The 12443-nt window shown below is 58.1% G+C and carries 12 protein-coding genes; 6 read left to right on the forward strand and 6 right to left on the reverse strand.

All coding sequences use genetic code 11. The annotated features are described in order from the left end of the window. Window positions 1-179 precede the first annotated feature (179 nt). Window positions 180-617: a YkgJ family cysteine cluster protein gene (locus tag B195_RS21455; protein ID WP_029612548.1), complete on the forward strand. Its 438-nt coding sequence runs from the start codon at window positions 180-182 to the stop codon at window positions 615-617. Between the two features lie 762 nt (window positions 618-1379). On the opposite strand, the gene typA is transcribed toward B195_RS21455, so the two are convergent. Both typA and thiI read right to left on the reverse strand, forming a co-directional pair. Continuing rightward, window positions 1380-3200: a translational GTPase TypA gene (gene typA, locus B195_RS21460; RefSeq protein WP_003438614.1), complete on the reverse strand. Its 1821-nt coding sequence runs from the start codon at window positions 3198-3200 to the stop codon at window positions 1380-1382. A gap of 139 nt (window positions 3201-3339) precedes the next feature. Beyond that, on the reverse strand, window positions 3340-4794 hold the full coding sequence (thiI, locus tag B195_RS21465) for a tRNA uracil 4-sulfurtransferase ThiI (protein ID WP_029612550.1): 1455 nt from the start codon (window positions 4792-4794) through the stop codon (window positions 3340-3342). 333 nt (window positions 4795-5127) lie between these two features. Between thiI and glnA the strand changes: the two genes are divergently transcribed. The 4 genes from glnA (at window position 5128) to ntrC (ending at window position 9780) form a co-directional block, all read left to right on the forward strand. Next, window positions 5128-6534, forward strand: coding sequence for a glutamate--ammonia ligase (gene glnA, locus B195_RS21475; protein ID WP_003438610.1), 1407 nt, complete (start codon window positions 5128-5130; stop codon window positions 6532-6534). 218 nt (window positions 6535-6752) lie between these two features. Continuing rightward, a complete protein-coding gene (locus B195_RS21480) occupies window positions 6753-7040 on the forward strand; it encodes a hypothetical protein (protein ID WP_003438607.1) in 288 nt (95 codons plus the stop codon). A 224-nt stretch (window positions 7041-7264) separates the two neighbouring features. Continuing rightward, window positions 7265-8350: a nitrogen regulation protein NR(II) gene (gene glnL / locus B195_RS21485; RefSeq protein ID WP_003438604.1), complete on the forward strand. Its 1086-nt coding sequence runs from the start codon at window positions 7265-7267 to the stop codon at window positions 8348-8350. Next, a complete protein-coding gene (ntrC, locus tag B195_RS21490; RefSeq protein WP_003438601.1) occupies window positions 8347-9780 on the forward strand; it encodes a nitrogen regulation protein NR(I) in 1434 nt (477 codons plus the stop codon). Before glnL ends, ntrC begins: the two co-directional genes overlap by 4 nt. 407 nt (window positions 9781-10187) lie before the next feature. On the opposite strand, the gene B195_RS21495 is transcribed toward ntrC, so the two are convergent. Then, window positions 10188-10625 (reverse strand): hypothetical protein, encoded by a 438-nt coding sequence (locus B195_RS21495; RefSeq protein WP_003438598.1) that lies wholly within the window; start codon window positions 10623-10625, stop codon window positions 10188-10190. Between B195_RS21495 and B195_RS21500 the strand changes: the two genes are divergently transcribed. Further along, the gene (locus B195_RS21500; protein ID WP_003438595.1) at window positions 10624-11079 is read left to right on the forward strand and encodes a tRNA (cytidine(34)-2'-O)-methyltransferase; all 456 of its coding nucleotides are present in this window, start codon (window positions 10624-10626) and stop codon (window positions 11077-11079) included. The genes B195_RS21495 and B195_RS21500 overlap by 2 nt on opposite strands. Before the next feature lie 148 nt (window positions 11080-11227). Here the strand turns inward: B195_RS21500 and secB are convergent, their stop codons facing one another. The 3 genes from secB to B195_RS21515 are packed head-to-tail and all read right to left on the reverse strand — an operon-like array spanning window position 11228 to window position 12425. Next, entirely contained in the window at window positions 11228-11713 is a 486-nt protein-coding gene (gene secB, locus B195_RS21505; RefSeq protein ID WP_003438592.1) for a protein-export chaperone SecB, read from the reverse strand. 41 nt (window positions 11714-11754) lie between these two features. Then, a complete protein-coding gene (grxC, locus tag B195_RS21510; RefSeq protein ID WP_003438589.1) occupies window positions 11755-12009 on the reverse strand; it encodes a glutaredoxin 3 in 255 nt (84 codons plus the stop codon). Window positions 12010-12011: 2 nt separating this feature from the next. Further along, complete coding sequence (locus B195_RS21515) at window positions 12012-12425, reverse strand: rhodanese-like domain-containing protein (RefSeq protein WP_003438586.1); 414 nt, start codon at window positions 12423-12425, stop codon at window positions 12012-12014. Window positions 12426-12443 lie beyond the last annotated feature (18 nt).

Consider the following 12443-nt stretch of genomic DNA (forward strand, 5'->3'; position numbering starts at 1 on the left):
GGGCTTTTATGGCGGTTTCCATAAAAAAAACTGACGAAATGAACATTGCCCCAAAACGATGCGCATACGAGAAAGGGCGCCTTAAAACATGGCCCTGATCGAAAAACCGGCAAATGGTTGTTCACAGATTCACCAACCCCGGTATGATCGCGCGCCCTGATGCACGCCGGAAAACAAGCCTGATGAAGTCCAACCTGATCGCCGCCGCGGAAATCGACCGTATCGATACCTGGGCCAAATACTCCGCGCCCATGTGCGGCTCCTGCATTTCCAGCTGCTGCACGCTGCCGGTGGAGGTCAAGATCAAAGACCTGATCCGTATCGGCATCGTCGATGAGTTCGAGATGGGCGATCCGCCGAAGAACATCGCCAAGCGCCTGCAGAAAGAAGGGATCGTGGAGCGCTTCAACCAGAAGTCCGGGATTTTCACCCTGCAGCGCATGAGCAATAACGACTGCCTGTACCTGGATCGCAAGTCACGCATGTGCACCATTTACGAAAAGCGCCCGGACACTTGCCGCAATCACCCGCGGATAGGCCCGCGCCCGGGTTATTGCGCCTATGTGCCCAAAGCGGTTGAACGCAAAAACAGCAGCGAGAAGCTGATGGTGTTTTAACCCGAAGGGGCGGCTTGCGGCGATGATAATCCTGCAACCTGCCCCATCGCTGGCAAGCCAGCTCCCACAAGGCCTGCACTGCACCCATTACCTGTGGGAGCCGGCTGCCGGCGATGCGGACCCTGCAACCCGCCCCATCCCTGGCAAGCCTTCTCCCATCAGGCCTGCACTGCACCCAATACCTGTGGGAGCCGGCTTGCCGGCGATGCTGACCCTGCAACCCGCCCCATCCCTGGCAAGCCAGCTCCCACAAGGCCTGCACTGCACCCAATACCTGTGGGAGCCGGCTTGCCGGCGATGCTGACTCTGCAACCCGCCCCATCCCTGGCCTGCGCTGCACCCGATACCTGTGGGAGCCGGCTTGCCGGCGATGCTGACCCTGCAACCCGCCCCATCCCTGGCAAGCCAGCTCCCACAAGGCCTGCACTGCACCCATAACCTGTGGGAGCCGGCTTGCCGGCGATGCTGACCCTGCAACCCGCCCCATCCCTGGCAAGCCAGCTCCCACAAGGCCTGCACTGCACCCAATACCTGTGGGAGCCGGCTTGCCGGCGATGCTGACTCTGCAACCTGCCCCATCCCTGGCAAGCCAGCTCCCACAAGGCCTGCACTGCACCCGATACCTGTGGGAGCCGGCTTGCCGGCGATGCTGATCCTGCAACCCGCCCCATCCCTGGCCTGTTCTGCACTCAAATCCCGGACACAAAAAAACGCCCCCGACCGCAAGGCCGGGGGCGTTTTTTATTCAGCTAAATAAATAGCTTATTTGCTGCTTTTCTTGCTGGCGCGGGTACGCTCGCTTTCGCCCAGGATCTTCTTACGAAGACGGATGGACTTAGGAGTCACTTCGCACAATTCGTCTTCTTGAACGAATTCCAGAGCTTGCTCCAGGGTGAAGCGGATAGGCGGAACCAAAGCGATGGTTTCGTCTTTACCCGAAGCACGCATGTTGTCGAGCTTCTTGCCTTTGGTTGGGTTAACGCCCAGGTCGTTGTCGCGGCTGTTGATGCCGACGATTTGACCTTCGTACACGTCTTCACCGTGACCCAGGAACAGTTTGCCGCGAGCCTGCAGGGTTTCCAGCGAGTAAGTCAGAGCCTTACCGGTAGCAACCGAAACCAGAACGCCGTTCTGACGGCCGGACATGTCGCCCGACTTCATCACGTCGTAACGGTCGAAGATCGAGGTCAGGATGCCAGCGCCCGAAGTCAGAGTCAGGAACTCGTTACGGAAACCGATCAGGCCACGTGCAGGGATGTTGTATTCAAGACGAACACGGCCCTTGCCATCCGGAACCATGTTGGTCAGATCGCCTTTACGGATACCGATCTGTTCCATGATTGCGCCCTGCGATTCTTCCGGCAGGTCGATGGTTACGTTTTCGTACGGTTCGTGCTTAACGCCGTCAACCATGCGGATGATTACTTCCGGACGACCAACACCCATTTCGAAGCCTTCGCGACGCATGGTTTCGATCAGTACCGACAAGTGCAGCTCACCACGACCCGACACTTTGAACTTGTCAGCGGTGTCGCCTTCTTCAACGCGCAGAGCAACGTTGTAGAGCAGTTCTTTGTCCAGACGTTCCTTGATGTTACGGCTGGTTACGAACTTGCCTTCACGGCCGCAGAACGGCGAGTCGTTAACCTGGAAGGTCATCGAAACGGTAGGTTCGTCAACAGTCAGCGGCTTCATCGCTTCGACGTTCAGTGGGTCGCACAGAGTGTCGGAGATGAACAGCTGGTCGAAGCCGCTGATGCAGACGATGTCGCCGGCAGCTGCTTCTTCAACGTCGATACGGTGCAGACCGTGGTGACCCATCAGCTTCAGGATACGACCGTTACGGCGCTTGCCGTCAGCATCGATGGCCACAACCTGGGTGTTCGGCTTGACGCGACCACGAGCGATACGGCCAACGCCGATGATGCCCAGGAAGCTGTTGTAGTCCAGTGCCGAGATTTGCATCTGGAAAGGACCGTCACGGTCAACTTTTGGAGCCGGAACGTGGTCAACAATCGCCTGGTACAGCGGGGTCATGTCTTCAGCCATGTCGGTGTGGTCAAGACCAGCAATACCGTTCAGGGCAGAGGCGTAAACCACTTTGAAGTCCAGCTGTTCTTCGGTAGCACCCAGGTTGTCGAACAGGTCGAAGATTTGATCCAGAACCCAGTCCGGACGCGCGCCTGGACGGTCAACCTTGTTGATAACCACGATTGGACGCAGGCCGGCTTCGAAAGCCTTCTTGGTCACGAAACGGGTTTGCGGCATAGGGCCGTCTTGAGCGTCAACCAGCAGCAGAACGGAGTCAACCATCGACATCACGCGCTCTACTTCACCGCCGAAGTCGGCGTGGCCCGGGGTATCCACGATGTTGATGTGGTAGCCGTTCCAGTTGATAGCGGTGTTCTTGGCAAGAATGGTAATGCCGCGCTCTTTTTCCTGGTCGTTGGAGTCCATCACGCGCTCGTCGTTGAGCTCGCCGCGTTCCAGAGTGCCGGATTGACGCAAGAGTTTGTCTACCAGGGTGGTTTTACCGTGGTCAACGTGAGCAATGATGGCGATGTTACGTAGATTTTCGATCACTTGTGTATCTCGATCAGAGGATTCGGTGTGCTGACAGGTCGTGGCAGCGATTAACAGTAGAGTCAGGTCAAGCCGTTACAACTTGACCTCGGCGTCGGGGGGCCGGTGACGCAGGCCACAGGCATACAGCCCCGGGCTCTTAGCTCGGTCGATAAACGCGCACATTGGCATGCCCCTCACTGAGCAAATGGTGAGCATGCAGGCGACTCATCACGCCTTTGTCGCAATACAACAGGTACTGACGGGTGTCATCCAGTTCCTTGAAGCGGCTGTTCAAAGCATAAAACGGCAACGCTTGTACTTCGATGCCAGCCAGTTCCAGCGGTTGATCTTCCTGAGCATCCGGGTGACGGATGTCAATCACGATCTGGCCCGCCAGCACTTCGCTGACTTCTTCGACTTGCAAGTCCTGGCCCAATTCATCGATCACCCGATCAATCGGCACCAGTTTGGCCCGCTCCAGCGCACGCTCGAGCACGGCCATATCGAACTGTTGTTCTTCGTACTCCACGCGATTGCGTTTGGCGTGGGTCTTGGGGTTGACCGAAATCACCCCGCAATATTCAGGCATGTGCTTGGCAAAATCGGCCGTACCGATTTCAACCGCCTGATCAATGATGTCCTGCTTGTGGCTAGCGATCAGCGGACGCAGAACCAATTTGTCAGTAGCCGAGTCGATCAGCGACAAATTGGGCAGGGTCTGGCTCGAAACCTGGGAAATCGCTTCACCGGTAACCAGCACTTCGATATCGAGCCGCTCAGCGATACGGGTTGCAGCGCGCAACATCATACGCTTCAAAATGACGCCCATATGACTGTTATCGACTTTGCCGAGAATTTCCCCCAAAACTTCTTCGAAAGGAACGCTGACAAACAGCACGCGCTGGGAGCTGCCGTACTTCTTCCATATATAGTGCGCGACTTCCATCACGCCCAGTTCGTGGGCACGCCCGCCGAGGTTGAAGAAGCAAAAGTGGCTCATCAGGCCGCGGCGCATGATCTGGTAGGCGGCAACGGTGGAGTCGAAACCACCGGACATCAACACCAGGGTCTGCTCCAGCGAGCCCAGCGGGAAACCGCCGATGCTGTCGTGCTGGCTGTGAATCACAAACAACCGTTGGTCGCGAATTTCGAAGCGGACTTCGATTTCCGGTTTTTTCAGGTCGATTCCTGCCGCACCGCATTCACGACGCAGCTTGCTGCCGACGTATTTCTCGATTTCCATCGAGGTAAACGGGTGCTTGCCGCCGCGTTTGCAACGCACAGAAAAAATCTTGCCTGCCAGCGCATCGCCGAAGTGCAGTTTGCACTTCTCGACCACGTCATCGAAGTCACCCAACGGGTACTCGTCGACCTGCAGGAAATGCGTGATGCCCGGCATGCAGCTCAGGCGCGCAGTCATCTCCTTCAAGGCTTTGGGGTCGGTCACGCGCGTTTGCAGCTCGATGTTGTCCCACACGCCCGTCACCACCACAGCCGGGTCCAGATCGCGGAGCACAGCGCGGATGTTTTTAGCCAATTGGCGGACGAAACGCATCCGAACCGGACGGCTCTTAATAGTGATTTCGGGGAAGACTTTAACGATTAGTTTCATGAAAACAGCGCGCGAGCAGCCTGCCAAAAAAGGGGGGCGCGGATTATAGCGGAAATTGCTCAAGGTTTAACCAGTTATCGTACAAACGGTTTTCGATGCACCAAAACAGGTCAAAAGCGTCGGTTTTCGCTTCATTTGAGTGCGGCAAGACGCCTTAATCGGTAGTCTGCGGCCCTTATCTGCTTGAGATTGGGGCATTACGCCCAAGTCGGGGCACTGGCATGCAATTTGCTCCCTTGTGAGGCAGGTTGCCTTGGCAGAGTATTCGCGCCGGCATCAACCACCTTTAACGGGCTCTCCACTACCTAGCCCGAAGCCACCCCGGAGGACACTATGTCGAAGTCGGTTCAACTCATCAAAGATCATGACGTCAAGTGGATTGATCTGCGCTTCACTGACACTAAAGGCACTCAGCACCACGTGACCATGCCGGCCCGTGATGCGCTGGATGAAAACTTCTTCACCGACGGCAAAATGTTCGACGGCTCCTCCATTGCTGGCTGGAAAGGCATCGAAGCGTCCGACATGATTCTGCTGCCGGACGACAGCACTGCCGTTCTGGACCCGTTCACCGAACAGCCAACCCTGATTCTGGTGTGCGACATCATCGAACCCTCGACCATGCAAGGCTACGATCGCGACCCGCGCGCCATCGCCACCCGTGCCGAGGAATACCTGAAGTCCACCGGTATCGGCGACACCGTATTTGTAGGTCCGGAGCCAGAGTTCTTCATCTTCGACGAAGTGAAGTTCAAATCCGACATCTCCGGTTCCATGTTCAAGATCTACTCCGAACAAGGTTCGTGGATGTCCGACCAGGACGTGGAAGGCGGCAACCGTGGCCACCGTCCAGGTATCAAGGGCGGCTACTTCCCGGTTCCTCCGTTCGACCACGACCACGAAATCCGTACCTCCATGTGCAACGCCATGGAAGAAATGGGCCTGGTCATCGAAGTGCACCACCACGAAGTGGCAACTGCCGGCCAGAACGAAATCGGCGTGCAGTTCAACACCCTGGTGAAAAAGGCTGACGAAGTTCAGACCCTGAAGTACTGCGTACACAACGTGGCAGACGCCTACGGCCGTACCGCTACTTTCATGCCCAAGCCTCTGTACGGCGATAACGGCTCGGGTATGCACGTTCACATGTCCATCTCCAAAGATGGCAAGAACACCTTCGCAGGCGAAGGTTATGCCGGCCTGTCCGACACCGCCCTGTACTTCATCGGCGGCATCATCAAGCACGGTAAGGCCCTGAACGGCTTCACCAACCCGGCCACCAACTCCTACAAGCGTCTGGTACCAGGCTTCGAAGCTCCGGTAATGCTGGCCTACTCGGCTCGCAACCGTTCCGCTTCGATCCGTATTCCTTACGTGTCGAGCCCTAAGGCGCGCCGTATCGAAGCACGTTTCCCGGACCCGGCAGCCAACCCGTACCTGTGCTTCGCAGCACTGATGATGGCTGGCCTGGACGGTATCCAGAACAAGATCCACCCAGGCGACGCAGCTGACAAAAACCTGTACGACCTGCCGCCTGAAGAGGCCAAAGAGATCCCGCAGGTTTGTGGCAGCCTGAAAGAAGCCCTGGAAGAGCTGGATAAAGGTCGTGCGTTCCTGACCAAAGGCGGCGTTTTCAGCGACGACTTCATCGACGCTTACATCGCACTGAAAAGCGAAGAAGAAATCAAGGTTCGCACCTTCGTACACCCACTGGAATACGAGCTGTACTACAGCTGCTGATCCAGCAACGCCTGCCCGTGCAGGCGTTACCAAGAGGCCTCCTTCGGGAGGCCTTTTTTATGCCCGGCACTTTATCCCTGGCGCCGATTGCGCGGTCACAAAAATTCCGACAGGAACGGCTGCCATTGACCTGGCCGAGAAAGGCCCCGCCCTACATTAAAGCCATCAGCACTGCCCCAGAATGACCGCCTTTTCTTCCCACGGGATGGCGGCCTGCGATGATGCCGAAAGTACTGTTGCTGCTTGTTTTTGCCCACCCGGCTGGCGCGCAGGTCTATCGCCAGGCCCCCGACAACGCCAGCTTGATCTTCAGCAACGTACCCCTGGCAGGAGTCCAGGCAGAGCCGATATCCGTGCAACCCGCAAACCGGATCGCAGCATTCAAGTATTCGTCGACCTTGATCCCCTCCTCCATGCTGTTGCCCGAACAAGAGCCCGGGCCGGCAATCAAACCTGATCGCGACCCGCATCGTCAGGCGGCACAAGACCGTCTCGCAGAGAACTGAATCTATTCAGCAAATCTGCACTATATTGGTGCAACAACAGAGCGAAGACACACTTGCCAGCCCAATTTGGTTCAAAACGACTCACTCCAAGCGCATAAACGCCATCTAAAAGGGCTGCAACCCCCTATTTCAGGCGAATAACGCTTCTTTTCGGAGCCTTGGTTTGTTTTTTGCATTTTCCTAGTCTCAGCGCCTCACCCGCGCATGCAATCCGGGATCGGCCCATGACCATCAGTGATGCCCTGCACCGACTGCTACTCGATAATCTGACCACCGCCACACTGCTGCTCAATGCCGACCTGCGTCTTGAGTACATGAACCCGGCGGCGGAAATGCTGCTGGCCATCAGTGGCCAACGCAGTCATGGGCAATTCATCAGTGAACTGTTCACTGAGTCCACCGAAGCCTTGCACTCGCTGCGCCAGGCGGTTGAGCAAGCGCACCCGTTCACCAAGCGCGAAGCCATGCTGACTTCGCTCACCGGCCAGAACCTGACGGTGGACTACGCCGTGACCCCGATCCTGAGCCACGGCAGCACCATGTTGCTGCTTGAAGTGCACCCCCGCGACCGGCTGCTGCGCATCACCAAGGAAGAAGCCCAGCTGTCCAAGCAGGAAACCAGCAAGATGCTGGTGCGCGGCCTGGCCCATGAAATCAAGAATCCGCTGGGCGGCATTCGCGGGGCGGCCCAGTTGCTGGCCCGCCAGCTACCCGATGAAAGCCTGCGGGACTACACCAACGTCATCATCGAAGAAGCCGATCGCCTGCGTAATCTGGTAGATCGCATGCTGGGCTCCAACAAGCTGCCATCGCTGGCCATGACCAATGTGCATGAAGTGCTGGAGCGGGTGTGCAATCTGGTCGAGGCCGAAACACAGGGCAGCATCACGCTGGTGCGCGACTACGACCCGAGCCTGCCCGACCTACTGATCGACCGTGAACAGATGATTCAGGCAGTGCTCAATATTGTGCGTAACGCCATGCAGGCCATTGGCAGCCAGAACGAGCTGCGCCTGGGCCGCATCAGCCTGCGTACCCGGGCCATGCGCCAGTTCACCATCGGCCATATCCGCCATCGACTGGTGACCAAAATCGAAATTATCGACAACGGCCCGGGCATCCCTCCCGAGCTGCAAGACACTCTGTTCTTTCCAATGGTCAGCGGCCGCCCTGACGGCACCGGGCTGGGACTGGCCATTACCCAGAACATCATCAGTCAGCACCAGGGATTGATCGAGTGTGAGAGCCACCCCGGCCACACACTCTTCTCGATCTTTCTACCACTGGAACAAGGAGCCGCATCGACATGAGCCGAAGTGAAACCGTGTGGATCGTCGACGACGACCGTTCTATCCGTTGGGTCCTGGAAAAAGCCTTGCAACAGGAAGGCATGACCACACAAAGTTTCGACAGCGCCGACGGGGTGATGAGCCGCCTCGCCCGCCAGCAGCCCGACGTGATCATTTCGGACATTCGCATGCCCGGCGCCAGCGGTCTGGACTTGCTGGCCAAGATTCGCGAACAGCACCCCCGCCTGCCCGTGATTATCATGACCGCCCACTCCGACCTCGACAGTGCGGTGGCGTCCTATCAGGGCGGCGCGTTCGAATACCTGCCCAAGCCGTTCGACGTCGACGAAGCCGTGTCCCTGGTCAAGCGTGCCAACCAGCACGCCCAGGAACAACAAGGCCTGGCCGTCCCTCCAGCGCTGGCACGCACGCCGGAAATCATCGGTGAAGCCCCGGCGATGCAAGAGGTGTTTCGCGCCATTGGCCGGCTTAGCCACTCCAACATCACGGTGTTGATCAATGGCGAGTCGGGCACCGGTAAAGAGCTGGTGGCCCACGCCCTGCATCGCCATAGTCCGCGCGCAGCATCGCCTTTTATTGCGTTGAATATGGCGGCCATCCCCAAGGACCTGATGGAGTCCGAGCTGTTCGGCCACGAGAAAGGTGCCTTCACCGGAGCCGCCAACCTGCGGCGCGGCCGGTTCGAGCAAGCCGATGGCGGAACCCTGTTTCTGGACGAAATCGGCGACATGCCCGCCGACACCCAAACGCGCCTGCTGCGGGTTTTGGCCGATGGCGAGTTCTACCGGGTCGGCGGTCATACGCCGGTCAAGGTCGATGTGCGGATCATTGCCGCCACCCACCAGAACCTCGAAACCCTGGTCCAGGCCGGCAAATTCCGTGAAGACCTGTTCCACCGTCTGAACGTGATCCGCATTCATATCCCGCGCCTGTCGGACCGTCGCGAGGATATCCCGACCCTGACCCGCCACTTTCTCAGAAGCGCCGCGCAAGAGCTGTCTGTCGAGCCCAAGCTGCTCAAGGCCGAGACCGAGCAATACCTGAAAAACCTGCCATGGCCGGGCAACGTGCGCCAGCTGGAGAACACCTGCCGCTGGATCACGGTGATGGCCTCGGGCCGCGAAGTGCATATCAGCGACTTGCCACCCGAGCTGCTGAACCTGCAGCAGGACACGTCGCCGGTCACCAACTGGGAACAGGCCCTGCGTCAGTGGGCTGATCAGGCGCTGGGCCGGGGTCAGTCCAACCTGCTCGACAGTGCCGTGCCGACGTTTGAACGGATCATGATCGAGACCGCCCTCAAGCACACCGCAGGCCGTCGTCGCGATGCAGCCGTGCTGCTGGGCTGGGGCCGCAACACCCTGACCCGCAAGATCAAGGAGCTGGGGATGAAGATTGATAGCGACGAGGATGACAGCGACGAGGCATGACTCGGCGGCGCGATGATGGGGGAGCCGGCTGGCCAGCGATGGCACCCCTGTGATCGGCCTGAACGATCGCGAGCAAGCTCGCTCCTGCAGGACCGCACCAGCTTCAGGCAACACGCACTATTTGTGTGCACAGCTCTGGATCAATGGTTACAGCAACATCGACAACCCAAAACAGCAGTCCCAGAAAAGCCCCGGATTCCGGGGCTTTTGCATATCAAGGAAAAAAATCAGGCAGAAAAACCAGAACTGGCATGCACCCTGCAATAACCCTGATAACGCTTTAGGGGACCTTGATACAGGCAGGTCAAGACTCCCCACTTTTACACCCGCAGCCTTGATGCCTTATGCATCGAGGCGCACAACGATTTTGGGGAACCGGTACAGGCAGGCCGCAATTCCCTCTTTTATTACTCCCGCAGGTTTATCTGCAGTCGCCAGCGCCCGTCCCGGGACGCTCCGGCCCAGTCGCCCTGCAGCGCACGGGCCGCCACCAAGGTCAGCAGCAACCCGCCATCGGTATGCCGTAGCCGCCAGTTCACCACCTTGTCACCCAGCTTTAACTGGCCGTTCTGCGGCTTGCCCCTGGCATCGAACAGCAACCCCAGCGTGCCATCAACCAGCTCGCCATGCAGCTTGGGCTCATCGCTGAACCACACCACCAGCGCACCGGGCAACACCTCCACTTGCTGCAGCTCAACCGGCACAGGCGCGGTCAAACGCCCGATCATCATGCCCACCATTACACCGACTATCACCAAAGAACCTAAAACCCGTGGCCATAGTTTCGGCCGCGGGTCTTCTTCAGGCGTAGAATGCTGCCTATCTTTAAGTTCGGAGCCGTGCATGTTTCACGTCATCCTTTTTCAACCAGAAATTCCGCCGAATACCGGCAACATTATCAGGCTGTGCGCCAACAGCGGCTGCCACCTGCATTTGATCGAGCCTATCGGTTTTGAGCTGGACGACAAGCGCTTGCGCCGGGCCGGGCTCGATTACCACGAGTACGCGCCGCTCAAGCGCCATGCCGATCTGGCCAGTTGCCTCGAAAGCCTGGGCCATCCGCGACTGTTCGCCTTTACCACCAAAGGTTCACGGCCGTTCCACGACGCCCGGTTTGCCGAAGGTGATGCCTTTATCTTCGGCCCGGAAAGCCGGGGCCTGCCGCCAGAAGTGCTGGATGCGCTGGACGGCGACCACCGCCTGCGTCTGCCGATGCGTGAAGGTTGCCGCAGCCTGAACCTGTCCAACACCGTGGCCGTGGCTGTGTACGAGGCCTGGCGCCAGCTGGACTTCAAGTAATACGCAAAAAAACCTGTAGGAGCGAGCTTGCCTCGCGAGCTGCTGGCGCATGGAAAAGCTCGCGAGCAAGCTCGCTCCTACAGATAGCCTTTGGACAAGGGCAATAAAAAAGCGCCATCAAGGCGCTTTTTTATTGGGCATCGACTGTTTATTGAACAGTCGGGCTGCCTTCTTCCTGCATGCGCTGCAATTCTTGCGCGTACAGGGCATCGAAGTTCACCGGAGCCAGCATCAACGCCGGGAACGAGCCACGGGTAACCAGGCTGTCCAGGGTTTCACGGGCGTACGGGAACAGGATGTTCGGGCAGAACGCGCCCAGAGTGTGGTTCATCGACGCCGGATCAAGGTTTTTGATCAGGAAGATGCCAGCCTGCTGAACTTCAGCAATGAACGCCACTTCGTCACCGTTTTTCACGGTAACCGACAAGGTCAGGACCACTTCGTGGAAGTCGCCTTCCAGCGGCTTTTGACGGGTGTTCAGATCCAGGCCAACGCTCGGCTCCCACTGCTGACGGAAGATCGCCGGGCTTTTAGGGGCCTCGAACGACAGGTCGCGCACGTAGATACGCTGCAGGGAAAATTGTGGAGCGGTGTCTTCATCGCTAACAGCAGCGGTGTTCTGTTGGTCAGTCATCACAGATCCTTGTTGATCTTGGGGCTTATAGAGAATGAGAGTCAGACGTTCAGCAGCGCATCCAATTTACCTGCGCGCTCCAGGGCAAACAGGTCATCGCATCCGCCAACGTGTTTCTCGCCAATCCAGATTTGCGGCACCGACGTACGACCTGCCTTCTGAGCCATTTCGGCCCGTACTTGAGGCTTGCCGTCGACCTTGATTTCTTCAAAGGCTACACCCTTGTTTTCAAGCAAAGCCTTGGCTCGGATGCAGTAAGGGCAATAATCGCTGGAGTAAACGGTGACCTTGGACATTTTTACTTCACCACTGGCAGGTTGTCGGCGCGCCAGCTGCCAATGCCGCCGGACAGTTTGGCAGCGTTGTAGCCGGCCTTGAGCAGCTCACGGGCGTGGGAGCCTGAATGCTGGCCCTGGGCATCAACCAGGATAATGGTCTTGCCCTTGTGCTTGTCCAGCTCGGCAATGCGCGCCATCAACTTGTCTTGCGGGATATTCAGCGAACCCACGATGTGGCCGGCGGCAAAGTCTTTTACCGGGCGAATATCAATCACCACGCCTTCGTCGCGATTGACCAGGCCGGTCAGTTCGCCCGTGCTGATGCTGCGCCCGCCTCGGCTCATCTCGTGGGCGATCAACAGCGCCAACAGGATGACAAACGCGCCTACAAGCAGGTAGTGAGAAGTCGCAAATGCAATCAGGTGCTCAACCATCAGAAGGTTCCAGGGTCG

The sequence above is a fragment of the Pseudomonas sp. Lz4W genome, assembly GCF_000346225.2.
Lineage (GTDB): Bacteria > Pseudomonadota > Gammaproteobacteria > Pseudomonadales > Pseudomonadaceae > Aquipseudomonas > Aquipseudomonas paraversuta.